This window comes from Domibacillus sp. 8LH (assembly GCF_038806185.1).
GTDB classification, from domain to species: Bacteria; Bacillota; Bacilli; order Bacillales; family Domibacillaceae; genus Domibacillus; species Domibacillus indicus_A.
Genome location: NZ_JAVJNG010000010.1, coordinates 12,667 through 38,579 on the forward strand (window position 1 = coordinate 12,667; position 25,913 = coordinate 38,579).

Annotated in this window: 26 protein-coding genes; 16 read left to right on the plus strand and 10 right to left on the minus strand. The window is 42.5% G+C overall.

Features of this window, described 5'->3' with window-relative positions; genetic code table 11:
* Positions 1-23 precede the first annotated feature (23 nt).
* On the plus strand, positions 24-203 hold the full coding sequence (locus RG959_RS12975; protein ID WP_242233001.1) for a hypothetical protein: 180 nt from the start codon (positions 24-26) through the stop codon (positions 201-203).
* Positions 204-869: 666 nt separating this feature from the next.
* On the opposite strand, the gene RG959_RS12980 is transcribed toward RG959_RS12975, so the two are convergent.
* The gene (locus RG959_RS12980) at positions 870-1,148 is read right to left on the minus strand and encodes a hypothetical protein (RefSeq protein ID WP_342797460.1); all 279 of its coding nucleotides are present in this window, start codon (positions 1,146-1,148) and stop codon (positions 870-872) included.
* Between the two features lie 203 nt (positions 1,149-1,351).
* On the opposite strand from RG959_RS12980, the gene mug reads away from it, so the two are divergent.
* The 5 genes from mug to RG959_RS13005 all read left to right on the plus strand — a co-directional run bounded on the left by mug (position 1,352) and on the right by RG959_RS13005 (position 6,898).
* Complete coding sequence (gene mug, locus RG959_RS12985; protein ID WP_342797461.1) at positions 1,352-1,885, plus strand: G/U mismatch-specific DNA glycosylase; 534 nt, start codon at positions 1,352-1,354, stop codon at positions 1,883-1,885.
* A 270-nt stretch (positions 1,886-2,155) separates the two neighbouring features.
* Complete coding sequence (locus RG959_RS12990; RefSeq protein ID WP_342797462.1) at positions 2,156-2,803, plus strand: serine/threonine protein kinase; 648 nt, start codon at positions 2,156-2,158, stop codon at positions 2,801-2,803.
* 702 nt (positions 2,804-3,505) lie between these two features.
* Positions 3,506-4,264, plus strand: a complete 759-nt coding sequence (locus RG959_RS12995) for an exodeoxyribonuclease III (RefSeq protein WP_342797463.1) — start codon at positions 3,506-3,508, stop codon at positions 4,262-4,264.
* A gap of 756 nt (positions 4,265-5,020) precedes the next feature.
* Positions 5,021-5,470 (plus strand): hypothetical protein, encoded by a 450-nt coding sequence (locus tag RG959_RS13000; RefSeq protein ID WP_342797464.1) that lies wholly within the window; start codon positions 5,021-5,023, stop codon positions 5,468-5,470.
* Positions 5,471-5,671: 201 nt separating this feature from the next.
* Positions 5,672-6,898: a PucR family transcriptional regulator gene (locus RG959_RS13005; RefSeq protein WP_342797465.1), complete on the plus strand. Its 1,227-nt coding sequence runs from the start codon at positions 5,672-5,674 to the stop codon at positions 6,896-6,898.
* Here RG959_RS13005 and RG959_RS13010 read toward each other — a convergent pair.
* From RG959_RS13010 to RG959_RS13020, 3 genes are all read right to left on the minus strand, one after another.
* Positions 6,895-7,605 (minus strand): L,D-transpeptidase family protein, encoded by a 711-nt coding sequence (locus tag RG959_RS13010; protein ID WP_342797466.1) that lies wholly within the window; start codon positions 7,603-7,605, stop codon positions 6,895-6,897. The two genes, RG959_RS13005 and RG959_RS13010, sit on opposite strands and share 4 nt — an antisense overlap.
* A 73-nt stretch (positions 7,606-7,678) precedes the next feature.
* Positions 7,679-9,196, minus strand: coding sequence for a solute symporter family protein (locus RG959_RS13015; protein ID WP_410493052.1), 1,518 nt, complete (start codon positions 9,194-9,196; stop codon positions 7,679-7,681).
* Between the two features lie 2 nt (positions 9,197-9,198).
* Positions 9,199-9,552: a DUF485 domain-containing protein gene (locus tag RG959_RS13020; protein ID WP_242232993.1), complete on the minus strand. Its 354-nt coding sequence runs from the start codon at positions 9,550-9,552 to the stop codon at positions 9,199-9,201.
* Positions 9,553-9,768: 216 nt separating this feature from the next.
* On the opposite strand from RG959_RS13020, the gene RG959_RS13025 reads away from it, so the two are divergent.
* The 4 genes from RG959_RS13025 to RG959_RS13040 all read left to right on the plus strand — a co-directional run bounded on the left by RG959_RS13025 (position 9,769) and on the right by RG959_RS13040 (position 13,884).
* Positions 9,769-11,244 (plus strand): hypothetical protein, encoded by a 1,476-nt coding sequence (locus RG959_RS13025; RefSeq protein WP_342797467.1) that lies wholly within the window; start codon positions 9,769-9,771, stop codon positions 11,242-11,244.
* A gap of 132 nt (positions 11,245-11,376) precedes the next feature.
* Positions 11,377-12,888: a glycine betaine uptake BCCT transporter gene (locus tag RG959_RS13030; RefSeq protein WP_342797468.1), complete on the plus strand. Its 1,512-nt coding sequence runs from the start codon at positions 11,377-11,379 to the stop codon at positions 12,886-12,888.
* 111 nt (positions 12,889-12,999) lie between these two features.
* The gene (locus RG959_RS13035) at positions 13,000-13,599 is read left to right on the plus strand and encodes a lytic transglycosylase domain-containing protein (protein WP_242232991.1); all 600 of its coding nucleotides are present in this window, start codon (positions 13,000-13,002) and stop codon (positions 13,597-13,599) included.
* A gap of 129 nt (positions 13,600-13,728) precedes the next feature.
* Positions 13,729-13,884, plus strand: coding sequence for a hypothetical protein (locus tag RG959_RS13040; RefSeq protein WP_342797469.1), 156 nt, complete (start codon positions 13,729-13,731; stop codon positions 13,882-13,884).
* A 570-nt stretch (positions 13,885-14,454) separates the two neighbouring features.
* Here the strand turns inward: RG959_RS13040 and RG959_RS13045 are convergent.
* Positions 14,455-14,673 (minus strand): hypothetical protein, encoded by a 219-nt coding sequence (locus RG959_RS13045; RefSeq protein ID WP_342797470.1) that lies wholly within the window; start codon positions 14,671-14,673, stop codon positions 14,455-14,457.
* A gap of 676 nt (positions 14,674-15,349) precedes the next feature.
* Here RG959_RS13045 and RG959_RS13050 point away from each other — a divergent pair.
* The gene (locus RG959_RS13050) at positions 15,350-15,508 is read left to right on the plus strand and encodes a hypothetical protein (RefSeq protein ID WP_242232988.1); all 159 of its coding nucleotides are present in this window, start codon (positions 15,350-15,352) and stop codon (positions 15,506-15,508) included.
* A gap of 463 nt (positions 15,509-15,971) precedes the next feature.
* Positions 15,972-16,382, plus strand: a complete 411-nt coding sequence (locus RG959_RS13055) for a hypothetical protein (protein WP_342797471.1) — start codon at positions 15,972-15,974, stop codon at positions 16,380-16,382.
* A 411-nt stretch (positions 16,383-16,793) separates the two neighbouring features.
* Here RG959_RS13055 and RG959_RS13060 read toward each other — a convergent pair whose 3' ends face one another.
* On the minus strand, positions 16,794-17,078 hold the full coding sequence (locus RG959_RS13060) for a hypothetical protein (protein ID WP_342797472.1): 285 nt from the start codon (positions 17,076-17,078) through the stop codon (positions 16,794-16,796).
* Between the two features lie 690 nt (positions 17,079-17,768).
* On the opposite strand from RG959_RS13060, the gene acnA reads away from it, so the two are divergent.
* Together acnA and cobT are read left to right on the plus strand one after the other, a co-directional pair.
* Positions 17,769-20,495 (plus strand): aconitate hydratase AcnA, encoded by a 2,727-nt coding sequence (acnA, locus tag RG959_RS13065; protein ID WP_342797473.1) that lies wholly within the window; start codon positions 17,769-17,771, stop codon positions 20,493-20,495.
* A gap of 153 nt (positions 20,496-20,648) precedes the next feature.
* On the plus strand, positions 20,649-21,698 hold the full coding sequence (gene cobT / locus RG959_RS13070; RefSeq protein ID WP_342797474.1) for a nicotinate-nucleotide--dimethylbenzimidazole phosphoribosyltransferase: 1,050 nt from the start codon (positions 20,649-20,651) through the stop codon (positions 21,696-21,698).
* Positions 21,699-21,794: 96 nt separating this feature from the next.
* Here cobT and ggt read toward each other — a convergent pair whose 3' ends face one another.
* Positions 21,795-23,474, minus strand: a complete 1,680-nt coding sequence (ggt, locus tag RG959_RS13075; protein WP_342797475.1) for a gamma-glutamyltransferase — start codon at positions 23,472-23,474, stop codon at positions 21,795-21,797.
* A 40-nt stretch (positions 23,475-23,514) separates the two neighbouring features.
* Complete coding sequence (locus RG959_RS13080; protein ID WP_342797476.1) at positions 23,515-23,931, minus strand: peptidase dimerization domain-containing protein; 417 nt, start codon at positions 23,929-23,931, stop codon at positions 23,515-23,517.
* 235 nt (positions 23,932-24,166) lie between these two features.
* Between RG959_RS13080 and RG959_RS13085 the strand changes: the two genes are divergently transcribed.
* Together RG959_RS13085 and RG959_RS13090 are read left to right on the plus strand one after the other, a co-directional pair.
* Complete coding sequence (locus RG959_RS13085; RefSeq protein ID WP_342797477.1) at positions 24,167-24,589, plus strand: acyl-CoA thioesterase; 423 nt, start codon at positions 24,167-24,169, stop codon at positions 24,587-24,589.
* On the plus strand, positions 24,589-24,891 hold the full coding sequence (locus tag RG959_RS13090) for a hypothetical protein (protein ID WP_342797478.1): 303 nt from the start codon (positions 24,589-24,591) through the stop codon (positions 24,889-24,891). Before RG959_RS13085 ends, RG959_RS13090 begins: the two co-directional genes overlap by 1 nt.
* Here RG959_RS13090 and RG959_RS13095 read toward each other — a convergent pair.
* Positions 24,872-25,189 carry a HesB/YadR/YfhF family protein gene (locus RG959_RS13095; protein ID WP_342797479.1) on the minus strand — a complete coding sequence of 106 codons (318 nt, stop codon included), beginning with the start codon at positions 25,187-25,189 and terminating at the stop codon, positions 24,872-24,874. The two genes, RG959_RS13090 and RG959_RS13095, sit on opposite strands and share 20 nt — an antisense overlap.
* Positions 25,190-25,307: 118 nt before the next feature.
* Positions 25,308-25,910, minus strand: a complete 603-nt coding sequence (gene plsY, locus RG959_RS13100; protein ID WP_342797553.1) for a glycerol-3-phosphate 1-O-acyltransferase PlsY — start codon at positions 25,908-25,910, stop codon at positions 25,308-25,310.
* Positions 25,911-25,913: the final 3 nt, after the last annotated feature.

The following is a 25,913-nucleotide window of genomic DNA, read 5'->3' on the forward strand; positions in this document are numbered from 1 at the left end:
CGCTAATTAAGGGGTGAATCAGTATGAATTATGGATTGTACAAATTTGGCTCAACAAACAACGTCAAGTGTGAATGTGGTTGGGAAGGACAACGGGCGGAGCTTCGCAGCGCTATGATTGTACTTGAAAAAACAAAGTGCGGATCCATTTTTGATGCCGAAGATGTGTATATTTGCCCGAAATGCGGCGCAAGAAAGTATTAAGTTCCTCTTATTGTCCAGATCCTCTTCGATTTCCAGCCTGTTTTTATTGCTCTCCTTTTTCAACAATAGTCATATACTTCAGCAGGTTCCAGGCATCGGGGCACGTTCCCCGCTGGGCACACCTTAGACAACACTTGTGAAAACCCTTGATCATCAAGGGTTTTTTTCGTTGCGAATAAAACAGCCAGCCCGCAGCTGGCTGTTTAAAAGGTGTTTCTGTCAGAGAGGCAGCCGCTGTTCCTTTAGCCTCCGCTGCTTGTTTTAAAACTTCCATATGCAGGTGTGCGGTGTTTCATTCAAATGCAATCCATCTACCCGATCCAATTGCATCCTCTACGCCGCCCTGCATAACGTCAAGGAATTTTCTGTTTTCATCATACGATAATATACGGAAAAATTGGGAAGAATTTAACCGAAAAGGAATGTAACTACGTTATTTGAGGTGCAGCTGGATGAACAGCCGGTCGGAAAGCAAAAGCCTGAGCCTGCCATTTTCAAAGCCGAACAAACGACCCTGCTTAAGCAGAGCTTGCTTCAATCCAATTTAGGATTTAGACTCCAGTTTATTTTTCATGAATACTAGGGCAGCGTTTGAGCCAGGGGATTCGCCGTCGTAAGTGATGATAAACGTATGAACTGCTCACCAGCTATACTCGCTTCAGAAGATCATTCACCTGCACTGTCAATGATCTTCTGTGCTTCTTCAGAGCTCCTGCCACTTTGAATCGTGTTGCAATCTTCTGTAGTGCTCTGTACATCAGAAAGAGTATCTTCTCCGAGGCCGGGTTGTGCTTTGGTCACACCACCTTGAAACATGAAGTTTGCATTGCCAAACGATGTATCTGCTGAGGTCCATTCATATATAACTGTGTGGAGGTCTGTGTCTGTTTTGACCACTTCGTTATAGGACATGCTTTCCTTGATTGGGCCGGTGTACCTTTTCAATTCCACTTCAATGAATACGATATCGATCTTATAAACTAGCTTTTGTAAATTTTACCGCTGCTTGAGTTATCCGAAACAATAAAGCAAAATTGAAAAACTGTTCCGGCAAGTAAGGATTAGGGTTCTGTTTTTTATCACATCAAAAAATAGGGAATAGTACAGAGAAGTAAACGAGTCGATTAAAAGAGAGGGAGGTCTCAAGGGTGAAACCAATTAAAGACCATTTAAAAGAAAATCTTGATATTCTTTTTGTCGGTTTCAATCCCAGTGTCCGCTCTGGGGAAACGGGGCATCATTTTGCGAATCCGAATAACCGCTTTTGGAAAATTCTTTTTGAAGCGGGATTAACCTCTAGAAAATTTACAGCAATCGAGGACCGTCAATTAGTAGAGTTAGGGTACGGGTTAACAAATATTGTGGCGAGGCCAACGAAAACGGCTGATGAAATTACAAAAGAAGAGTATCAGGAGGGCAGGGTTTTGTTAAGGAAAAAGATAGAACATTATCGGCCTACAATTGTTTGTTTTGTCGGCAAAGGGGTTTATCAGGAATATAGCGGCAGGAAGCAGGTTGCATGGGGCCCCCAGCCTGTTTCTATCGTTCAAGGTACGCTGGACTTCGTGGCGCCTTCTTCCAGTGGCCTGGTAAGGATGAAAATAGAGGAAATCGTCAGTATTTACAAGCAGCTCCTGCCGCTTGTTTCCTCTCTGGAAAAAGGAGAGGGCCGGCGGGAATAGCCGGCTCCCTTTGGCGGCTGGCTATTTCAGGAACACGTGGTTCAATGATTGTACATAGACTATTCTCCTCTTATATCCTCGTTTTCATTTTGAGGCGTTTTTTTGCTCTTGGTATCATTGGTGTTATGTTCCTGAATAAATAAGGGGATGGATTTCATTATAGGCAAAAAAAGCCTGTTTAATTAAAGCGATGAGAATTAATATAATATAAAGGTTTTGTCGTTATTTAAAGAAAGCACTGTGATGTTATGGACGGAGTTGTATTGGAGAATGAAAAGTTACGTTGCGCTAATTGAAAAAACGCTTATACATAACGTAAAAATGAAAAGTAAAAATCCATTCGAACCCATTAAGGTTCTTTACACACCAAAAGAGTGGAAGTGTCTTGGTGTCGGTAACTATGCTGCTGTTTTTCTGCATCATTCAAATAAAGATTGGGTTGTAAAAATCTACGCCAGAAACTTGGAAGGATTAGAAAAAGAAGCGGAGGTTTACCAAAGAATTGGGCACCATCCTGCTTATTCTCAACTAGTCTATAAGGGAGAGAACTTCCTTGTGTTAAAGAGGCTAAAAGGAATTACCCTATACAATGCAGTTGCAATAGGAGTCAGGATACCGGAACAGGTCATCATAGACATCAATAAAGCTTTGGATTATGCTCGAAGTCAAGGGCTGACACCTGTAGATGTACATGGGAAAAATGTGATGATGAATGACGGAAAGGGATATGTGGTAGATGTATCTGATTTCTACAAAGAGCAGGAAGATGAAAAATGGAATGATATCGTCAAAGCTTATTATAAGTTTTACCGGAAGACTTTATATAAATTCCCGGTTAAAATTCCATTATTTGTTTTAGATTTAGTAAGACATTCTTATAGGATCTATACACATATTAAAAAGAAGTCGTTTCATTGAACAATGTGCTTTTGGTTTTATATAATTGTTCCCATAAAAAAGCTGTTCTCCATTTATTCAGATGTTAAATCTAAAATGGCATCTGGCACTGTTTTATGTAATGCAAATAAAGAGTCTAAAGAAAAAGTATGAACCAAATCAACCAAATTGTGGGATCTAGGAAGCGGTTTGGTTAGTGCAAATGAACAAATTTTTGTTGGGTTTATTTGGTCATATGTTTTAGAAATTAGGGAAGAGAAACTAGACCGCATTGTCGATGAAAGATGTCGTCAATAGGCTGAATGAGAAGAAAATGAAAAACTCTTGAACGATAGAAACAACCAGCTGCTTTTTTAAAAGTGGCTTTTTTTTATGTTTGAGACAGTCACTTTACAATAAAGTGGATAGGGCAGGTATTTTGCTTACAGATTTTATTCGTTTGCCGTTAACGTATAAGATGTTTTAACTAAAAAAGAAAACCCAATGATAATCTATAAAATGTAACAATAGTGAGGTGTATATACGTGTTAAAAAAGATTAGTGTTATAAGAGTTTCTGTGACGTTCCTGTTTTATTCATACATGGCCAATTTCATTTCTTCTTTATTTAGCGCTATTAACAAACTGTTTTACCAAAAAACTCGTCACTGGATGCTTTTCTTTCTATTAACTAGTATAGTAACCATGGAGTTTACTAAAAGGGACAGCGAGGAGACAAACATACATGGTAAAACTGGTTTCATGGAACGTGAATGGCATAAGAGCTTGTGTGAGAAAAGGATTTTTGGATTATTTCAATGAAGTAAGCGCTGATATATTTTGCCTTCAAGAAACGAAGCTGCAGGAAGGTCAAATCAACCTTGACCTGGAAGGCTATCATCAATATTGGAATTACGCAGAGAAAAAAGGGTATTCCGGTACAGCTGTTTTTACTAAAATTCCGCCTCTTTCGGTGAAGTATGGGATTGGTGCGAATGAACAAGAATCCGAAGGCAGGGCCATTACCCTCGAGTTTGATAAATTTTTTCTAGTCAATGTTTACACGCCTAATTCCAAAAGGGATCTTTCCCGTCTTGATTATCGTTTAATCTGGGAAGAGGAGGTGCGCGATTACTTAATTGAACTGGATCGTGTAAAACCGGTCATTTATTGTGGAGACTTGAATGTCGCGCACCGGGAGATTGATTTGAAAAACGCTAAGTCTAACAGGGGAAACTCAGGCTTTACGGAAGAGGAGCGGGGCAAGATGACAGCATTGCTGGAAGCGGGCTTTATCGACAGTTTCAGGTATTTTTATCCGGACAGAGAAGGCGCCTATACATGGTGGTCTTATATGAGTAAGGTAAGAGAGAGAAACATCGGCTGGAGAATCGATTATTTTATTGTCTCCGAACGAATGGCCGAATCTCTGTTAAAAGCAGAAATCCATGCTGGTGTTATGGGGAGCGATCATTGTCCAGTGGTATTGGAAATGAAACATTGATGCGGCAGTATGTATCATGAGTAGACTTGGAATGACAGATAGGTAAGCTGTGCGCCGGAAAAACGGGCAGTCAAAAGAGTCAGTTGTTTAAAGTTGAAAAATGGACAAAAGAAAAGGACAAGCTTGCGACTTCGCACAAGAACAAGCTTCCTATTATAGTATTTTAGTGGAGGGAACCTTTTGAAGTCGATATCTAAAAAGAATAAGAAACCTATTTTAATTTTAATGATTATATTACTGTTTATTGCTGGCTTACTCGATATTAAATATGAGGGATTATTCTTTCAGCTATTACCCGATTTTATTCAATCATATTTAGCTGGTTTTTTCTGAATAAGTGCTTTTTTATATCACTTATTAACCATACATTTGAGCTGGTAAATTGGACAGGAAGAAAATGAAGAAAAGTGTTCATCGAGGGTTGATAATAAGACATTTTGAGGTTAAGAAGAAGATAGCCTATGCTCATCACACTAGTACATCACCAAGAGCGTGAATCGTGCAGATCCATACACTCATATATAGACAACCCCCTTGAGCTGTATAGCTTCACTTCAAGGGGGTTTTTCCGTAAGCTGCGTCAAAACTGCCAGCCCAGCCGTATGTACAGCGGATTTGGGGCTGGGCATTGAAATACCGAGGAGTATTTTTAACGGAGTATCGCATTACTGTAAATTGGTTAAGCTATGTCTATGTAAAATTCGCTCAAAGCAGCTCATTGATGAAGAAAGGTAACGCAATGGAGGTTCAAACAAGATGTACTTTTCTTTAATGGTATTAATAGTTCCTTGGATTATTGGAATCATACATCTTCATTCAAAAAACAAAAAAATGATTCCATTGATCGGGCCTTTTACGTCAGTTATTGCCTATCTTATCAATGAGTTTTGGATTTATTTTAGTTTTGGTGAGATATATCCTTTTGCCGTACAGAAAACTTTGCCCGCACTTCCGTTTAATATAGGCATATATCCTATAATAGGGTGCTATTTGATTTTTTTTATAATGAAAAAGGAACATCCATATTTGCTTATTTTTTTCACTGCATTATGTATGACCCTGCTTGAATATATATTAGTTTTTACAGGGCTTATTATCTATAAGAACGGCTGGGATATTTTTTGGACTTATGTGGCTTACTTATCTGCTCTGGCTCTTATCTATTGGTTTTATCTTTATCTTAAAAAGTTAAAGATAATGGAATGACAGCTGTAAACTGAACCCGCCTATTTTTTAGGTCAGTAGAAGAAGCGAGATTCGTCATTAAGACTGGACATTATTCAATTCAGATCATTCACGTTGAAGCATATACATCTACCAGGCATCAGAGCCTGCTTTTCCGGTTTTTTTTACAATTAATCAGGCGGCGATTATAATAAATATAGCCTATTGCACCGGAGGATGGATATGTCAAACGAGAAAACACATTATTTTGCCCACGAGTATGAATCAATTGAAATGCTGGCAGACCGAATCAGTGAAGCGCTTCTTTGCCCGATTACGATCGAAGATGCCAACCACCAGATTATTGCCTACAGCCGACACGAAGGAGAAATTGATCCCGTTCGAATTGCTACCATTATGAGACGAAGAGTACCCGAGCACGTGATAAACAGCTTATGGAAAAGCGGAGCGATCCCGACTCTTTTTGAAACAGAGGAACCTGTTGTGATTCCTGCAATTGGACAAGTTTCTCTTGGCGAGCGGGTGGCCATTTCAGTACGAAAACAGGATAAAGTGATCGGCTTTATCTGGGCCCAGTCAGGTGCTCATTTTTCAGATGAACAGATGGCGATTTTAAAGGAAGCGGCGAAAGCGGTAAGAAACCAGCTTTTGCAGCATGAAAAAAGAAAGCGTGCAGCAGAAGAAAGCCATCAGGAGTTTTTTTGGAAGCTTTTGACCGGGCATTTCGCCACGCGCAATGAAATGGAACAGGCCAACAAAGCATACGGCCTCACCTTGACCGGCAGTTTGCTGGTGATTCTGTTTGATTTCGGCCGTACTATTGACCGTACCCTGGAGCGGCAAATCGATTACCTGACCGAAACCTTGCAACAGCTGGCCAGTATTGCCAGAACCTATGACGGGGAGCAGCTGGTTCTGCTGATCCGGTTTAAAGAACCCGCTGATTTAGAAACGGTCAGCTCCTATATTACTGATTTTACGGCTAAATCAGCGGAACGGCTTGGCCTTTCGCCGGTCGGGGCAGCAGGAACAGCTGTACAAAACCCGCTGCATGTACAGGAAAGCTATCAGGAAGCGCTGCGTGTATTAAAAATGAAACAGATTTTTTCAACCATTACACTGCCCCATTGTTTTGACGAGCTCGGTATTTTTCAATCTATTGAACAGTTTCGTTCCATTCGCCTTGGCAAAAAAAATGCGGTCATTGAAGCGCTTGAAGAATACGACAAAACACATAATGCTAATATGATTGAATCGCTTTATATGTTTTTAGCCCATGACGGCAATATAAACGAAGCGGCGAGTGTGATGCATGTGCACCCCAATACGCTTGCTTACCGGATGAAGCGCATCAGTGAAATTACCGGGTTTAACAGCAAAGATATGAGCGAAAAAACGCTGCTTTATATTGATTTGCTTATCCGGCAGATGAATCATTCTCTCAATTAATCGGCAGAGGCCTGAACGAGGTCAGAACGAATCGAATCAGGTGTGCCGATGACAATTTTCGGTGATTTAGCAGGATCCAGCCATTTCATTAAAACCAGTAAATGCGATTCGCTCAGCGCTAGGCATCCGGCTGTTGGCGTCGATCCTGTCCGCCAGCGGTGAATAAAAATGGCGCTGCCTGCGTTTTTGACGATCGGGTTTTCATTGTAGCGAATGACGATAGCGTGTTTGTATAATTCATGGTTTAAGCGCTCGAATGATTTCCAGCGGGCAGCAGGATCACCCCGGTAATAAATCCATTTGTTGTAGTCTGGTGATTGGGGGTCATCAATCCAATAATGAAACCGGTTTGTGACCGTGTAGCTGCTCCGGACACCTGCTGGTTTTTGGGCATAGCCGAACATTCGGCCAATGTCATAAAAGCCGGTAGGGGTGGCGCCGTTTCCTTCTTGTTTGGAGAAGGATAAGCCATTTTTTCCGGTAACTGCCGGAGAAATCCGTTTTAACTGCCAGTGGCGCCCTGTTTTCTCGTAAAGGCGGATCGTTGCTGTGATCGATTTTGTACTTCCTTCTGCAATGATGACCTGCTTGCTGTTTTTCACATGAGCCAGTGCAGATAAATAAGGGTCTGAAGCCGCCTTTGAAGGCAGGGGAACGATCACAGCAGCCAGAAGCATACATAAACCGGCTGTGAGAATCTTACGCAACTCGATAACCTCCTTGTTTCTTTTATTATATGAAAAAACGGAGCAGACGGACCGTTCCGTCTGCTCCGTGCTTTTATTTTAATCCAGTATTGGCTTTAACGGCTACTTCCGCATATTTGCGCGCATCTGCTTTAGCCGAAACGATTGATCCAATATAGCCTGCGATAAAGCCGGCCGGCACAGAAATGATCGCCGGGTTTGTTAACGGGAATAGAGCGGTTCCTGTTAAAATGGCTGTGCCTTCGGGGCTCCAAATATTCGGGCTTAACGCAACCAGTACAAGGGCGGTCACCAGACCTGTAATCATAGCGCTCAGCGCACCGGTTGTATTAAATCTCTTCCAATAAATTGTGTAAATAATAACAGGAAGGTTTGCGCTTGCGGCAATACAAAAGGCGAGCGAGACAAGAAACGCTACGTTCATCGTCTGGGCACCAAGAGCTAAAATAATTGAAAAAACGGAAACGCCGATTGAAGCAAAACGGGCTGCATTCATTTGCTCTTTTTCAGTGACATTTCCTTTTTTAATAATCTGTCCGTAAATATCGTGGGCAAAAGCAGAGGCACCGGATAGGACGAGGCCGGCTACAACAGCTAAAATCGTTGCAAAAGCAACCGCAGATACAAAGGACATTAACAGATCGCCGCCCAGCGCCTGGGCGAGAAGAGGCGCGGCCATATTACCGGCTGCATTCGCTGCTACAATTTTTTCAGAGCCTACAAAAGCAGCGGCACCAAAGCCAAGGAAAATCGTTAAAATATAAAAGATTCCAACAATCCAGGTAGCATAAACAACGGAACTGCGCGCTGTTTGGGCATCTTTCACGGTGAAAAAGCGCATTAAGATGTGCGGCAGGCCAGCCGTTCCAAACACAAGGGCAATCATCATAGACATCGTATCCAGCCCATTTGTGTATTTTACGCCTGGATTCAAGTACGCTTCACCCGCTGGCGTAAGGGATTTCATATCGGTAAACATTTTCATAATATTAAAATCAAACTTTAGTAAAACAAGAAACGAAATCAAGACCGTACCGATCATCAGAAGAACCGCTTTGATGATTTGCACCCAGCTGGTAGCCGCCATACCGCCCCAAAGCACGTATGTGGTCATCATAATGCCGACAAGCAAAACAGCCACCCAGTAATCAATGCCAAGCAAAAGCTGAATTAATGCACCAGCTCCAACAAGCTGGGCAATCATATAAAAGAGAACAATGGTTAAAGTAGAAATGGCCGCAGTTCCGCGAATTTTCTGCTGATTAAAACGGGCTGTAATCATATCGGCAAGGGTGTATTTGCCTAAGTTGCGAAGCGGTTCAGCTACAATATACAGGACAACGAGATACGCGACCAGATAGCCGATACTGTAAAAAAAGCCATCAAAGCCATTTAAGGCGATGGCACCGGCAATACCAAGAAATGAAGCAGCCGATAAGTAATCACCTGCAATGGCAATGCCATTCTGCCAGCCGGTCAGCCCGCCCCCAGCCGTGTAAAACTCACTGGCGGAGTTTGTCCGCTTGGAAGCCAGATACGTCACATACAGAGTCAGCCCCACAATGGCAACGAAGAAAAAAAGCCCTACCATACTCACGGGCGGTCACTTCCTTTCGTATCGTTGTGGCGGTTTACAATGCTCTCTGCATCGGCATCAAATCCGTTCGCTTTTTTAACATACACCATACAAAGCGTCCAGGTCATAATAAACTGTGCCAGAGCCAGTACCCATACCCATGAAATATCGCCAACCGCCGGTTTATTCAGCACGGTTGAAAAAGAAGTTAAAAGGGGCAATGAAAAATAAAACAGTAAGAAAAAGATGGTAACGGGCAGTAAAAACTTGTTTTTCTTGCGGATCAGTGACTTGAATTCCGGGCTGGCCGCAATTTTCTCATAATCGTAGTTTTTTTGCGGCTGTAAAACGCGTTCTACTTTCTGTTCCATAAAAGCCCTCCCCTAGGCCGTTTTCAATTCTGAAATCGCTTACAAATCAGAATTGTATCTTTATTCTAAAAAAATGGCAGGCAATTAGCAACTATAAAAAGGAAAAAAGATATACTTTTAAAACAACGAGCGCGATAAGAAAGAAAGGGTTTCATTTTCTTTCCATACTTTTTTCGTGTAAAATCAGAAAAAAAGGAGTAAATGGAGCGGATCAACATGACAGAGTTAAAGCCGATCGGCAAAGCGGTAGCAAATGTGACAGGTCCGAAGCTTCGGATGATTCACGCGATTTTGCATTCCATGCAGGCAAAAGAACTGCTGGCATTAAAAGCAAAAAGCCGTTTTTCTAAAGAAGAAACTGCTCCTTATTTTGGAGCCATTGCAGCTGAAATAAAAAAAAGAAATGAGATTCCGGATCAAGTACTTCAGCTTGATGTGTTTCTGGCATTAGCCAAGCTGCTGAAACTGCCGGCTGCACGCTTAAATGAAAGAGAAAAAGTAACCGCGCGCAGTGCGGAAATTGAGAATAAATGGTTTGAAAAAAGAGCGAAAAAAAATAAAGCGGTAGAAGCAAAATTTGAAGCTTCTTTTATTTCCAGCAAGCTTGAATTTATACTTCATTACGAATATGTCCAGTTATTTGAGCGCATTTTAAAAAATGAAAAAGCGGAAGAAGGGAAAGAGTCTCTTCAAGCAAATATCCGCCGTTATTGGGAAGAACTTCCGGATTTTAAAAAAGTGCAGATTTTCGAGCATTTACATATACACCGCAGTGCTTCTTTTGAAGAGATCAAGCAGGGGATCGGCATAGGACCGCTTGTATTCGAAATGGGCATTCGCTCTGGTTTATTCATGTATGGCGAGATCCTTTCTCCGATTCAAAAGGAAGTGCCGCCGGGCTTTCCAAAAGAAATGTGGATTCTTCACCCGGATGCCCTATTTACAACGGAAGCAGCGCTGAAAACATTGTTTTCGGGAAGCTGGCTGCTGCCTGCGGCGATGCTGATTTTGTATACATCAGATGAAAGCGCTCAAGCAAATGATGAATCGGTTCTGTCATCAGAATGGGTTACAAGAGAGTCTGCTTATTTGCTGCTGTTCAGGCAGATTAATGAGTTGAAGCTTGAGCAGCAAAAAGAAGAAAAGCATATTTTGCACATTCAGCAGGAGCTGGCTTTGGCTGAAAGCTCAGAAAAAAGAGCTGAAGCCGTTTACCAAAACTTAAGAGAGCGGCTTATTGTACTGTTGAAAACCGATGCCGCCCGCCCTTTTCTTGGAGATGTGAGCATATCGAATACACGGCTTAGAGAAAAGTTGATTCGGGTAACAGAAAAAATAGATACAAATAGGGAGAAAAAAGGCGTTTTATCTGCTGCCGGCGCCTGGCTGTCAAACACGTACTGGCAGACCGAAAAAAACACGCTCGAGAAAAAGCTGCAAGCATCCTATGAGAAGATGGCAGACGAAGTGATGGAAAAGTATCCATACTATGAAGCAGATTTGATTGCGGAGCTGACAACAGCACGCGCGACGGCAAACGGCTGGCAGTTTGAAAGCAGCCGTCTTCGAAAAGCGGAAGCGGAAGCTTCAAAATCGCTGGCGGACTTGAAAAACGAAGAATTAAAGCTTCGGGAAAAAGCGGCAGAAGCGGCTGCAAAAACACCCGGACTAAAGCAGCTTGATGCAGGATAACCACTTTTAAAAAGCCCTATCACTTGATAGGGCTTTTTTATTTTGGTACGGTAATAGACGTGTCTGAACAAATCAAACCACTGTTTTTCATTCGTTACGCAAAAGAAATGTTTAAGATGGAAGGGGAAATGTATGAAAAAAACATCATCTGTTTTTTGGTGGACAGCTGCTTTAGTATTAGCTGCTGCTATTTTTGGAGCAGCTGCTCCTGAATCCTTTGGCACCATGACGGCCAATGTGAAAAACTTTGTTACTTCCGCATTTGGCTGGTACTACTTAATTACAGTATCCGTTATTGTTGTATTTTGCTTTGTTCTTATCTTTAGTCCAGTAGGCCAGGTTCGTCTGGGACAGCCGGGTGAAAAACCAGAATACTCGACTGGTACATGGTTTGCCATGCTGTTTAGCGCGGGGATGGGCATCGGTCTTGTTTTTTGGGGAGCAGCTGAGCCGATTAGCCATTATGCTATTTCAAGCCCGCTTTCAGAACCAGGAACAGACAGTGCACTGCGTGAATCGCTGCGGTACACTTTTTTCCATTGGGGTCTTCATGCATGGGCTATCTATGCAGTTGTAGCACTAGCACTTGCATATTCTCAGTTTAGAAAAGGAGAACCAGGCTTGATCAGCCGGACACTGAAACCGGTACTCGGAAAGTATGCAGAAGGATGGCTCGGAACCGTTATCGATATTATTGCTGTTTTTGCTACAGTGGTAGGAGTTGCCACAACGCTTGGTTTCGGAGCAGCACAAATCAACGGTGGTCTTTCGTATTTGTTCGGGGTACCTGTTTCATTTACCGTACAGCTTATTATTATTGCAGTGGTAACGGTTTTGTTTATCATTTCGGCTCTGTCTGGCCTTGGAAAAGGAATTAAAATTTTGAGCAACACCAACATGGTTTTGGCCGTTGTTCTTCTCGTGTTAATGCTGATTCTTGGTCCGACGATGTTTATTTTAAATATGTTTACAGATACGATTGGCTCTTATTTGCAAAATATTTTACGAATGAGCTTTCAAATCGCTCCGCTGAATAAACAGCACAACAGCTGGATCAATGGCTGGACGATTTTTTACTGGGCCTGGTGGATTTCCTGGGCACCGTTTGTCGGTGTTTTTATTGCGCGCGTTTCCCGCGGAAGAACAGTACGTGAATTTTTAATTGGTGTTTTGCTGATGCCATCTTTGTTGAGCTTTTTCTGGTTTGCTGTTTTCGGCGCCTCTGCTACGCACTTGCAGATGGAAGGTATTGCAGATTTTACTCATTACGCAACTGAGGAAGTACTGTTTGCAGTATTTAATGAGCTTCCATGGTCACAATTGTTGTCTATCGTCGCTGTTTTGCTTGTCACTACATTTTTTATTACATCGGCCGACTCTGCAACTTTCGTATTGGGTATGCAGACAACGCATGGCTCGTTAACACCTGCGAATAATATAAAAGTCACTTGGGGCATTTTTCAGTCGCTTATCGCAGTGGTTCTTTTATATAGCGGAGGACTTCAAGCTCTTCAAGATGCAGCGATTACCGTGGCATTTCCGTTTTCTATTATTATTATTTTAATGATGATTTCTCTTTATAAGGAATTAGTTATAGAAAGAAAAGAAATGAGGAAAAAAGACGGGCGTTTTCCGCTTAGGTAAATAAAAAACAAATCTCTCTTCTAAGCAGAAGAGAGATTTGTTTTTGCTTGAAGTTTTGTTCGGTCTTTTCTATGATGAGTTAAGCAAGAGCATTTAAGGAGTTTAACGATCATGGCAAAAAAAAGAAGAAGATTGAAAAAACGGGCGTACGGCTGTTTGGCGATTCCATTCTTGCTGGCCGCTTTTCTCTTAATGGCCGTTTTTTCAATAACAGACAAAGCGCCGAAATTTCTGCAGTCTAAGTCGATTCCAGAAGAGTACATGCCGATCTATAAAGCGGCAGCTGAAGAGTATGGAATTCCGTGGGAGCTTCTTGCTGCTCACCACCGTGTAGAAACAAAATTTTCAACGATGGATCCAATGATTTCTCCAGCAGGCGCGGAAGGCCCGATGCAGTTTATGCCGTGTACGTTTGTAGGATGGGAGCATCCGACTTGCAGCGGCCTCGGTAAAGGTGATATCCCGGAAGAGGAAAAAACAGACCCGGCTGTCATTGCAAAATATGGCGGATATGGGGTGGATGCCAATGGAGATGGGAAAGCAGATCCTTTCAATGTGGAAGATGCGATCTACAGTGCTGCCCATTATTTAAGTGAAAACGGTGCTGCCGATGGTGATATGAAACGGGCGATCTTCGCTTATAATCAAAGTGACCAGTATGTATCTGACATTTTATATTATGTTGGTGAATACACAAAAAGAGAACAGTAAAAGCCACCGGATTTCCGGCGGCTTTTTGCTGTTTTTATTTGCTTGTTTTGGCGGTCAATGCTTTGTTTGATAGGGCTGAATAAGTAGTAAGTCTCAAAATCATCGCCCATGACCGTTGCAGAAGCGGTTATGAGGATTGCAGTTGGTACGGTCATCATTGGTTCGTTAGCGTTAAAAACAGAATGGCAGGCGCTTTATGGCGGCACGTTATTTATTAACGGATCCCTGTATAACCTAGGAGAAGGATTAGAGTATAAGTTAGTTATGTTCTCTCATGGTCTCTAGCTCCGACCAAAAATAGACGCAATTCTGAGGGGGTAAGGGGTTCACGGTCACGTTCTCAAATTGTTTGAACTTGATTAGGTTTGCAGACAAATAAAGTTTTTTAAGAATGTACGTTCCTTTATAGTGTAAAATAAAAAACCTGTCTCAGAAAGGGACAGGCTGGTTGAGAAAGAAATTTTTAACTTCTATCACAAAAGCAGCCACCTTTATTACGTTTATATTTATCATCATACGCTAGGTGGCTTTTTTTATACCGTCTGGTTGCTTTTTTTGAGGCTCAATGCATGTTCATGAATATTTTTTTGCTAGAGTCGACTTAGCTGCGGTTTGGTCAACCGCACTGATTAATTTAGTTATGACTATAAAATTCATCTTCGAAATAAAAAGTTAGTGGATACTCTTTCACGGTATAAGAGTATTGCTTCATATTTTGTACATAATGCCATTTATTTATGGTTACTAATTCATCCGTTGTTTTTATTTTCACTATCTCTCCAGTATTATACTTGTTTCTGCCTGCCATCCTTTTACACCTCTTTTTTCAAAATAAATAAACATGTTTAATACTGCTTATTTATCGCCATTTGCTTTTTCAACTATTCGTATTCCAATTAATAATTGTGTGGTTTGGTCCTTTAGAAAACGGATATCCTCTAATTCCGGGTCTAAGTAAGAAATCTCAACTTTGCATTCAGGATTTCGTTGTTCATGGTTTTGTGTAATTTGTTCAATTTTATGATCCAGCTCTTTTTGGTTATTGGCGAAAGTGAGTCTAGTCATTGTTTTCATTTACAAACGCTCCTTTTAAATCTATTTTTAGACAAAAGGTGACACCTTTCCTCCAAGCCACTTTTAGAAATTTTGTCCATAGGATAAATCCTCAATCTTAATATTACCACTGTTTGCAAGTTTAATCTTTGTTAGGTATCTTTCCGGTTTAAAAACAGCACTTTATTATTCGGAGGTATACTTAATTATTTTGTATAAATTATGATGAATTATTTGTGTGAAGCAACATACTTCTATCTTCAAAGTTTTCATTTCCGAAGGGGGATAGCGTGCCAAGCACCATTATGTTTTTTAAGATGAAACGTCACTATTGATTATAAAGATATAGATCAGGCAAAGTTACTGTAGTCTCAAGACGAATTGATTGAGGAATCTCCCATAGAGCAAGACGCCCTTCCGCGAAAGCATACTCAACATTAAACAGCGCTACAGCTTTACTGGTGGCCAACCGTTTAAAGCCGGCATGCAGAAGTGAAGGGCAACCCAGTTTGCTTATCGGGATTTGATTTTAGGACTAAATCTTTTTTGTGCTTAAATGCGATCTTTGCAAGTTTTTAGTCAGTTCTCTTTTTTTCTTTTACTTATAACTTAAATTGTGGATAATCTCCCAAGCATGTCTAGCATTTTTTCATATTCTAATGGTGTAAGACAATAAAAAATGAAAGGAGAGTATGATATGTGCTCTAACTGCAGTAACCGCGACCGGAGAAGTCGGCGTGAACGGATGGAAGACGAGCTTAAACGGATGGAAGATGATCTTCGAGAGATGAAAGAAGATATTCGAGAGATGAAAAGAAAGCTGAAAATGATGGAAAGAGAATTTTGTGAAAGATAAGTGTAAAATGTCTTTTTAAAAAGCTATAGAGCTGCTTTCATTATGAAGCAGGCTGCACCGGTTACTCTTTTTTATTTAATTAAATTTTATGTGAAAATAAATTTAAATTGTTTTTCGTCAACTAGAGGGTGCGATAGTTAACGAAGGATGTGATTGACTCAATTAAATTGCAGCTATTATTAAACCCTGCCAGTTGGCTGGGTTTAATTAGTTTCTTCCACAGTTAAGGGATTCAAAGAAAGGCCATATTTTGACGGAACTCTTAAAATAAGCATTGTCGCAACGGTCGCTTTTGATACCAGGATACTCTCTAAAGTTTTAAACCGCGGTTAAATCGATTTTCTGTTTGGTTTGCATGAGATTACCTCGCTTGAGCAGCGATTTCACAGAATCAGATATGTTTGATGCAGGAAAATATCTCCTTTTGTCGAAATAATGATAATAAACTAAGGGAGGTGCTTGTATGAGTTTTGAAAGCCGATTCGTAGCGAATTTAAGAGAGCAGTATGCAAATGATGTAAAGAGAAAAGAGTTAACAGATCGTGCTGTATCTTTTATCAATGATCGCGTTGAAAAGTTTGGTGAAAGCGTAGAGGACTTTATACCAGCAACTTATGGAGATATCCAAGTATATAGTGATTATCCAGAAGATGAACTTTTCTCAGAAATAAGAATCCAAGGACATGTTCTTGGATTCAAAAGAGATAAAAACTCTATTGAGGTTTTTAAGATTATTGGGGAAGACCGACAGCGAATTGATATTATATCTCCCTTAGTATCCGAAGGTAATTGGGTATGTCACGAAGGTGGATTCTTTAATGACCATAAGTTTGATGAATATCTAAAAGTAGTTTTCGAGGAAGTAATTAGCTGAATACAGAGTGGAAGGAAGCATCCTGCGGGCTGCTTTTTTCTTTGCCTAAAAACAAATTGGAGGTGATGGTGATGTGAAGTGGCGAACTAGAATGATATCAGATCAGAATGGGAAGCAATCAAAATCACGCTTTCTGCATTAGCGGAAAAGCATGATCTGAAACTGGGTACATTAAAAAGCCGAAAAAGCCGCGAAAGATGGTCAAGAGATCCATAGAAGAAAAATAAAAAGGTCTCAGGTAAGAACCTTTTAGAGCGTCTGTTCTAAATTTAAAGTCTCCCCCATTGTTCCCCCGAAGTACTGGGGGAACAATGGGGGAGACTACAAAGCAAAAAATAATCTACCCTCGTAGGAACGTTGGTAAATCAACTCTTTTCATTGATTTCATTGAAATGAAACAAATTAAACAGCTCATTTTTGTTTTTTGTTGTAGTAATCAACAGCAAATTGGGATCCTTCTCCAACCATTTTATGATCAGGGACGTCAATTGAGTGTGAATCGCCTGCTTTTTGAATCGGAGATGACTCGTTAGAAGACGGAGAGCTGCTTAACTTTTGCTTCGCCTGGGAAATCAAGCTGTCTAATTTGGAACGATTTTCTTCTTTGGACAGCCACCATGCTGCGGCTCCTGCCCCCACTAAAAGATAGCCAAGTCCACCGCTTTTTTGTTTTTTATCTACATTGCTAGTATACATACGAAAATCCTCCTTCTTACAGAAGCTGCCGCTTGGGCGCCTGCGTATAACTAATTTTACCCGCAGGCCCGTTTTTCAAAACGCGGCATCCAGAAACAGCTGCCAGTTTAACCAAACAAAAGTGGGGTAATAGTGATATGTTAAATGAAGCGGGAGAGACAGGGATGATGACACATGTTTTTCGTTCTTCCCAGTGGGGATGAAGAAGGATTAATGTGAAAGGTGAAAAGCTGGCAAAAGAGCTTGCCCGACCTCATTTTCCATGCAAACTGTATGAGATTGATAAGTTCGAGGTAAAACTCTGGGAATTATTTTGAAAAATAAAAAAGTGAAACAATGTGAAAACACTCTGAAAACACTCGACCGGACAGCGAATGCAGACCATCAGCGTTGGGTACTGAGCACCATTTAGGGAATGAATTTTAAGCATATGTATATGCCCGAGCTCGACTGGAAATATGACTATTTGTTTCTTGAAAAAACGCGGCTGGATAGGGGATACTTTAAAAGGACGATGCAAAAGTCATTTTTTAAATGATTTGTTTTTCTTATCGGAAGCAATAAATTTCTTTTCATTTACTTATGTTAATGAATGTACTAAGATAAAAGGGGTGGAAAATTAGAAAAAATAAAAAATTTATTTTCCAATCGTTTTAGTACATATTCAACTAGTTAAGAGGGGGAACCAAAATGGCGACTACTGATGTTTTTAACGCCCGTGCGAGCTTTGACTTAAACGGTAAGCGCTATAACTACTACCGTCTGGCAGCACTTCAGGAAGCAGGTATCGGAAACGTATCCCGTCTTCCTTACTCAATTAAAGTATTACTTGAATCTGTTCTTCGTCAATTTGATGGTTATGTCATTACAAAAGAACATGTTGAAAACCTGGCTAAATGGGGAGCAGATGCGGATGCAGAAGCAGAAGTTCCATTTAAGCCATCCCGTGTTATCCTGCAGGACTTTACAGGCGTACCGGTTGTTGTTGACCTGGCATCTCTTCGTAAAGCAATGGCAGATATCGGCGGCGATCCACAAGTGATCAATCCTGAGATTCCAGTTGACCTTGTTATCGACCACTCTGTTCAAGTAGATGCTTACGGTACACAAGAAGCACTTGAGCGCAATATGGAGCTTGAGTTTGATCGTAACGCAGAACGTTATGAGTTTTTAAGCTGGGCTCAAAAAGCATTTGATAACTATCGTGCGGTTCCGCCGGCAACTGGTATCGTCCACCAGGTAAACCTTGAGTACCTCGCAAGCGTTGTTCATGCAGTAGAAGGAGCAAACGGTGAATTTGAAACATACCCTGATTCATTGGTTGGAACTGACTCGCATACAACGATGATCAATGGTATCGGTGTACTTGGCTGGGGCGTTGGAGGAATTGAAGCAGAAGCAGGTATGCTTGGACAGCCATCTTACTTCCCAATTCCTGAAGTTGTGGGTGTAAAACTAACAGGTGAGCTTCCAGACGGCGCTACAGCGACAGACCTTGCACTAAAAGTAACACAAGTGCTTCGTCAAACAGGCGTAGTTGGTAAGTTCGTTGAATTCTTCGGTGCAGGTGTTGCTACGCTTCCGCTTGCGGATCGTGCAACGATTGCAAACATGGCGCCAGAATACGGTGCAACATGCGGATTCTTCCCAGTGGATTCAGAAGCGCTTGATTACATGCGTTTAACTGGACGTAATGAAGCACACATTCAAGTCGTTGAGCAGTACTTGAAAGAAAACGACATGTTCTTTACGCCAGCGAGCGAAGATCCTGTTTACACACAAGTAGTAGAGCTAGACTTGGCCCAAATTGAGCCAAACTTGTCTGGACCAAAACGTCCGCAGGACTTAATTCCGCTTTCTCAAATGCAAAAATCATTCCAGGAAGCTGTAAGCGCGCCGCAAGGCAACCACGGTTTTGGCTTAACAAAAGAAGAGCTTGACCGTACAGCAACCGTTACATTTGCAGATGGCACAACAGCAGAAATGAAAACAGGGGCGATCGGTATTGCAGCGATCACATCTTGTACAAATACATCAAACCCATATGTTCTTCTGGCAGCAGGTCTAGTTGCGAAAAAAGCGGTTGAACTTGGTCTTGAAGTGCCGAAGTATGTAAAAACTTCATTGGCGCCAGGTTCAAAAGTTGTAACAGGCTACCTGCGTGATTCCGGCCTTCTTCCATACATGGAGAAAATCGGCTTCAACGTTGTCGGCTATGGCTGCACAACATGTATCGGAAACTCAGGTCCAATGAAAGAAGAAATTGAAAAAGCGATTATTGATTCCGACCTTCTTGTCACGTCTGTTCTTTCAGGAAACCGTAACTTTGAAGGACGTATTCACCCGCTTGTAAAAGGAAACTACCTTGCGTCTCCGCCGCTTGTTGTGGCTTATGCGCTTGCAGGCAACGTAAACATCGATCTTCAAAAAGATCCGATTGGCAAAGGAAAAGACGGACAAGATGTATTCTTTAAAGACATTTGGCCGGGTACAGCAGAAGTAAAAGAAGCGGTACAACGCACTGTAACACCTGAATTGTTCCGCAAAGAATACGATCAAGTATTTAACAGCAATGCAAAATGGAATCAAATCCAAACGAACGATGATGCTCTTTACAGCTGGGATTCTGAATCCACATACATTGCGAACCCAACATTCTTTGAAAATCTTTCACCAAATCCAGAGCCGATCCAGGCACTTGCTGGCCTTCGCGTGATGGGTAAATTCGGTGACTCCGTTACAACGGACCACATTTCACCAGCGGGTGCGATTGGTAAAGATACACCAGCAGGCAAATACTTGCGTGAAAAAGGCGTAGAGCCTCGCAACTTCAACTCTTACGGTTCACGCCGTGGAAATCATGAAGTCATGATGCGCGGTACATTTGCGAACATCCGTATTCGCAACCAGATTGCTCCAGGCACAGAAGGCGGATACACAACATTCTGGCCGACAGGCGAAGTAATGCCGATTTATGATGCTTGCATGAAGTATCAGGAGCAGGGAACAGGCCTTGTTGTATTGGCAGGCAAAGACTACGGTATGGGCTCTTCACGTGACTGGGCAGCAAAAGGTACAAACCTTCTTGGCGTAAAAACAGTTATCGCGGAAAGCTATGAGCGTATTCACCGTTCCAATCTTGTCATGATGGGTGTGCTTCCGCTTCAATTCAAAAAAGGCGAGAATGCCGATACTCTTGGCTTAACAGGAGAAGAAACATTTGAAGTGGCGATTACAGACAGTGTAAAACCACGCGAAATCGTTAAAGTAACAGCTACAAATAAAGAAGGCAAGAAAACAGAATTTGAAGCGCTTGTTCGTTTTGATTCTGAAGTAGATGTTGACTACTACCGTCATGGCGGTATTTTGCAGATGGTCCTTCGCGGCAAATTGCAAAGTGTTAAAGCAGGCAACTAATATTTGAATGCGGCCGGTTCCAATCAGGAACCGGCTTTTTTATTGATCTCCACCATACATTGTAAAATAAATGTGGCAATGCTGTTTCCGGCTGTTAGCAGATTTTTGTTGGAGCAGTTGCAGACAAAAAGGAGAAAGGATGTTTTTGAATCGATGGAAAGCAAGGTAATGACTGTACATATACCAAGCTTGGACGAAAGAGCGGGAGAATTGGCTCAGCAGCATGCAGATACGCTGACCAAACCGAAAAACAGCCTCGGCAGGCTGGAAGAACTGGCTGTTGAGCTGGCTAAAATGACGGGAGAATCGTTTCCTGTTGTTTCACCGCCGGGTGTTATTGTATTTGCGGCCGATCATGGAGTCGTATCTGAAGGGATGTCTGCTTTTCCGCAGGAAGTGACGATGCAAATGGTACGCAATTTTTTAAACGGGGGAGCGGCTATCAATGTTTTCAGCAAATCCATTGGAGCCAAAATGTATGTAGTGGATATCGGGATAGCAGGAGATATGGAAGAGGAGAAGCTGATAAACAAGAAGATCAAATACGGCACAGCTAACTTTTTAAACGAAAACGCGATGAGCCGGGATGAAGCGGTCAAAGCAATCGAAACAGGCTATCAGCAGGCAGAAGCAATGATCCACAGCGGCGTTAAATGTCTGATCCTTGGAGAAATGGGGACCGGTAATACAACAGCAAGCAGTGCGGTTACTGCCGCGTTCAGCGGGATCAGCATCGAAAAGCTGACAGGTGCAGGCACCGGAATTAAAGAAAACAAAAGGGAATATAAGAAACAGGTGATCCGCCTGGCACTTGAAAGAAGAAAGCCGAATGCAGAAGATCCAATTGACGTATTAGCGAAAGTAGGGGGCTTAGAGATCTGCGGTATGGCAGGGGCAATGCTTGCTTCCGCAGCGAATAGAACGCCGATTCTTGTAGATGGTTTTATTGCATCGACGGCGGCACTTACTGCATCGAAAATATCAAGGCATGTAAAGGATTATATGATCATGGCTCACCGCTCGGTTGAACCCGGCCATTCCGCTATTCTTGAATTGTTAGGAAAAGAACCAATTCTTGATTTTCAAATGAGACTGGGAGAAGGATCAGGTGCCGCTGTTGCTTTTCCGATTCTTCAATCAGCGGTTTTAATGCTTAAGGAAATGGCTACATTTGAATCTGCCCAGGTAGCCGGACAAGTATAGATAAAAAAAGTATAGTGCAAACCGGCTGCGCTTGGCGGTTTTTTCGGTTGTTTTCTTGCCACAAAAAAATTTCCGGCGTATCAGCCGGAAATTTTTTTATTCAGGGTCCTGGGAAGCGGGAATTCCTGGACGAGAGGAATCACTGCCGCCAATGCGTTCACCCGTCTTGGGGTTTAGTAAAATTGCTTGAACGTTTCCTATGGACAGCGCAATGGAATCAAACTGATAGTTCATACTCTCAAGCGTCTGTTTTGCTTCTTCCGGGATGCCTTCTTCCTGCCAAATAAGCGGCCCTGTACCGTTATAAATGCGGGGTTCTTCAATCGCTTCTTTTAAATCAAGACCAAAATCAAGCACATGGATCATCGTCTGCAAAACGGATGCTGGAATGGTTGGCCCGCCGGGTGAGCCAAGTGTTAGAATCGGTTCGCCGTCCTTAAAAACAATCGTCGGCGTCTTCATGCTGACCGGATATTTGCCAGGTTCAACGGAATTTAAACCGGCTGGATCCGGGTCAAAATCAGTCATATCATTATTTAATAAAAATCCGCAGCCGGGCACCATAATACCAGAGCCGAAGAAGTGCTCTAACGAAGAGGTACAGGCAGCGATGCTGCCTTTTTCATCTACAGCTATAAAGTGAGTGGTGTCGGGTCCGGGATCTGTCGTACTGGCGGTTTTATCATGAGGTTCTTTTTCATCATACGGCCACGGATTGCCCTCTGTTACATCTTCATTCCGGAATTTAAAGTTTACCAGCTTCAATCGCTCCTCTAAATATTCCTCTGTTAACAGACCCTTTAATGGGATATCGTAAAAAGCAGGATCACCCATGAATGCAAGCTTATCAGCCGTCATAATGCGCATCACTTCAGCAAGAAGATAATATTTTTCCCACGAACGAAGGCCATATTGGCCGATATCCAGCTTTTCAAGCAGTTTAAGCATATAAAGAAGAGCAAAGCCGCCGCCATTTGGCGGAGCAGGAACCGTAACCGTATAATCCTTATAAGTACCGGTGATCGTTTCAGACACAGTTGCTTCATAAGCGGCCAAGTCGTCTTTTTCCATAAAACCGTCAAACTCTTGAACGGTTTGGACAATTTTATCGGCAATTTCCCCTTTGTAAAAAGCATCTGCTCCATGCTCTTGCAGGATTTTAAGTGTTTTCGTTAAGTCTTCGTTCACGACAATTTCCCCTTCAGTAAGCGGCACGCCGTTTGGGTAAAAAAAGTCTTTCGCTTTCTCTCCAAGCCGGCCGCTGAAGCGCTGCAGCCCTGTATTCCAGGTTAAATTCACACGGACTCCTTTTTCGGACAAATCAACGGCTGGGGCAATTACATCCTGCCAGGACATTGTTCCAAATTCATTCAACGCTTTTTCTATTCCTCTTAAAATGCCGGGAACAGCTACAGCCGTACCAGGGGTGGAGCGCTCTAAAAATGGAATCACATCCTGGTGCTCATCTACAAAAACATTTTTATGCGCTCTTTTCGGCGAAATCGAGTGTCCGTTTACAACGGACGTTTTTTTCGTTTCGGCATCGTAATAAAGAATAAAGCCGCTGGCTGCAAGCCCTGTGTTAAACGGTTCAGATACGGCCAAAGCGAACTGCATAGCCACCAGGGCATCCATGGCGTTTCCGCCTTTCGCTAACACATCTGCACCAATAAGGGACGATTCTTCAGTGGCGCTCGCTGTCATTCCTTTCGATCCGTGAGCGCGCTGCTTGTGCGCATGATTTCGTTGATTTTTCCAAATGTGATCTATTGTCATAGGGTTAGCCTCCGTCAGTTTAAGATAATCGTTCAATCGTTTATACAAGTAAGAGAGTCCGCTCTGACAGTGAATCGGTCAAGGGAGACTCATCGGTTTCACTATGTGAGAATTCACCGGCAGGCTCCATCAGAGTGCCCTTATCTGCAGTAAAAAATGCGTCTAAGGCGCCGCCTGTATACTCATCGTGAATGTCCAGTACAATATGCCTGCTGGTTTCTTTTACTTCTTTTAAAAGCCGGGCGGAAGCCACCGTTTTTTCATGGGCGGATGTTCTGCCTTCGATTAATCCGATTTCAACAGACGGCCCGTTTGAATGATCGCTTACCTGCTGGGGCTTAATCACTTTACGAGCGATTTCTTCAGTGGCACTCCGGGCAAGCTCGGGCACGGCGCCGGCATGGGCACTTTTACTGGAAACACGCATATGAAAACGGCCGATGCTTTGCCAGGACACCCGTATCCCGTTGCCAGGCTGTATTTTTTCCCTTCCGCCGCGCCTTTAATCAAGACTATGCAGGAAGGAGAGCCGATCTCTTTATCGCCGTTAAACAGGATTTAAACACTGTATAACGCAGAAGAACTTGTTTACGCGTTCTTTGTCTGTACCCGTAAAAGCAAAATGAATAAACGCCCGTTCAAAACATGGTAAAATAGGTGAAGAATTTGATTTTGTTAAAGGAGTTTTGATTTTGTTTATTTCAGAAGCGCAAGTAGAAGTCCGATATGCAGAAACCGATGCTATGCAGGTTGTGTATCATGGCCAGTATGTTGTTTGGTTTGAAATTGGACGAACCCAGCTCATTAAAGATTTAGGCTTTCATTATGCCGATATGGAAAGAGCGGGGTTTGTTTCCCCGGTAACCGATATCCAGCTTTCCTATAAGAGGCCGTTTCGTTACGGAGAGAGGGCGCTTGTTCGAACATGGATCCACTCACATACAGGCATCCGCACGACATACGGCTACGAAATTGTGAACGAAGCAGGCGACGTTTGTGTAACCGGATCAAGTGTACATACCGTCGTAGACAAGGAAACATTCCGCCCGGTCAAATTTAAAAAAGCTTTTCCCGAGTGGCATGAAGTGTATGAAAAAGAAAAGAAGGAAAAGTAATGGCATTCGGAGTAAAGCGGGAAGAAGTGGAAAAGTGGAAAGAGGAGATTGCACGAGGCAAAGTGGCCTTTTTAACCCACTATTGGAAGGATGATCGGTTCCCGGGTTGCCGGACCGTAACAAAAGCGGGCTGTACCGATGCTGAGAAATTGGCGGAGTGGGGAAGAAAATATGGGTTAAAACCGGAATGGATCGATATGCGAAATCCATCCCGGCCTCATTTCGATCTGCTTGGCGAAAAGCAGCTGGTTGTCTTAAGAAATGAAAAACTGTTTGACCATATTAAACGATTTGATCTTTAGCAGCGGAATCTTTTATGTACTCAAAAGCAGGCTCCTGCAGCTTTTCATCATAAGTGACTTTTAAATGGTGGCCGTCAAAGTACCAGACATCTTTTTCTTCAACAAAATAGGTCACACCTTCATGAGAAACGGTTACGGCTGGTTCAAGTGGTTCGTCTTTTGTCATGCCAAGTGAGAACCCTTCATGAAGAGGGCTTGAGCCGCCGTACCGTACATAAAAGCGGACGGTATCTCCCTCTGTCGCCTGCATTTCTTCCTTAAACCAATTTAAGGCTTCGTTTGTTATATCGATGTTCACTGTTACCACTCCATTCTTTTTTCATAGTGTAGCATGGAAAGAGAAGGACTCAAAATAGTTCGCTGTTTTTGAATTATTTCCGCAAAAAACGGCTTGACTTCAACAGTCAAGCCGTTTTTTATTTGCGCCCGCCTAATGGGATTTTAGGCTCTGTCCCATTACGAAGGCGTGTCATGTTTGCCCGGTGCCGGTAAACAACGAAAAAAGCCAGAGCGGTCACAACCGCTAAAAATGGGATGTCCTGCGTATAAAAAGTGTGGACGACCGCATAAATAAAGGCAGCTAGAGCAGCGATTACGGATGCGACAGACACATACTTTGTGGTCAGCAGAACAACTAAAAAGATCGCGATTAAGAGCAGGAAAAAAAGCGGTTCGTACGCAAGGAGCACACCAGCTGATGTGGCGACTGCTTTGCCGCCGCGAAATCCGGCAAATACGGGAAAGATGTGTCCGATCACTGCGGCAAGGCCGGCTAAAAGGGCATGAACCCCTGTATCATCAAACATAATCGGAATAGAGGCAGCGGCTGTTCCTTTTAAAATATCTGCCGCTGTCACAAAAGCGCCGGCTTTTTTTCCGAGAACGCGAAACGAATTGGTTGCGCCCAAATTCCCGCTTCCATGCTCCCGTATATCTATGCCGAAAAACGCTTTTCCTGCAATTAAACCGGAAGGAATCGAGCCCAGTAAGTAGGCGATAATAAGTACAAGTGCTGGAATCAA

Bases quoted from the DNA above. Each gene is read 5' to 3' on its own strand.
- RG959_RS13045 (WP_342797470.1), bottom strand. From the start codon at position 14,673: ATGAAAACAATGACTAGACTCACTTTCGCCAATAACCAAAAAGAGCTG.
- RG959_RS12995 (WP_342797463.1), top strand. From the start codon at position 3,506: ATGGTAAAACTGGTTTCATGGAACGTGAATGGCATAAGAGCTTGTGTG.
- RG959_RS12990 (WP_342797462.1), top strand. From the start codon at position 2,156: ATGAAAAGTTACGTTGCGCTAATTGAAAAAACGCTTATACATAACGTA.
- RG959_RS13030 (WP_342797468.1), top strand. From the start codon at position 11,377: ATGAAAAAAACATCATCTGTTTTTTGGTGGACAGCTGCTTTAGTATTA.
- cobT (WP_342797474.1), top strand. From the start codon at position 20,649: ATGGAAAGCAAGGTAATGACTGTACATATACCAAGCTTGGACGAAAGA.
- RG959_RS13000 (WP_342797464.1), top strand. From the start codon at position 5,021: ATGTACTTTTCTTTAATGGTATTAATAGTTCCTTGGATTATTGGAATC.
- RG959_RS13025 (WP_342797467.1), top strand. From the start codon at position 9,769: ATGACAGAGTTAAAGCCGATCGGCAAAGCGGTAGCAAATGTGACAGGT.
- RG959_RS13060 (WP_342797472.1), bottom strand. From the start codon at position 17,078: ATGTATACTAGCAATGTAGATAAAAAACAAAAAAGCGGTGGACTTGGC.
- RG959_RS13090 (WP_342797478.1), top strand. From the start codon at position 24,589: ATGGCATTCGGAGTAAAGCGGGAAGAAGTGGAAAAGTGGAAAGAGGAG.
- RG959_RS13015 (WP_410493052.1), bottom strand. From the start codon at position 9,196: ATGGTAGGGCTTTTTTTCTTCGTTGCCATTGTGGGGCTGACTCTGTAT.
- RG959_RS12975 (WP_242233001.1), top strand. From the start codon at position 24: ATGAATTATGGATTGTACAAATTTGGCTCAACAAACAACGTCAAGTGT.
- RG959_RS13055 (WP_342797471.1), top strand. From the start codon at position 15,972: ATGAGTTTTGAAAGCCGATTCGTAGCGAATTTAAGAGAGCAGTATGCA.
- acnA (WP_342797473.1), top strand. From the start codon at position 17,769: ATGGCGACTACTGATGTTTTTAACGCCCGTGCGAGCTTTGACTTAAAC.
- RG959_RS13040 (WP_342797469.1), top strand. From the start codon at position 13,729: ATGAGGATTGCAGTTGGTACGGTCATCATTGGTTCGTTAGCGTTAAAA.
- RG959_RS13035 (WP_242232991.1), top strand. From the start codon at position 13,000: ATGGCAAAAAAAAGAAGAAGATTGAAAAAACGGGCGTACGGCTGTTTG.
- RG959_RS13005 (WP_342797465.1), top strand. From the start codon at position 5,672: ATGTCAAACGAGAAAACACATTATTTTGCCCACGAGTATGAATCAATT.
- RG959_RS13020 (WP_242232993.1), bottom strand. From the start codon at position 9,552: ATGGAACAGAAAGTAGAACGCGTTTTACAGCCGCAAAAAAACTACGAT.
- ggt (WP_342797475.1), bottom strand. From the start codon at position 23,474: ATGACAATAGATCACATTTGGAAAAATCAACGAAATCATGCGCACAAG.
- RG959_RS13050 (WP_242232988.1), top strand. From the start codon at position 15,350: ATGTGCTCTAACTGCAGTAACCGCGACCGGAGAAGTCGGCGTGAACGG.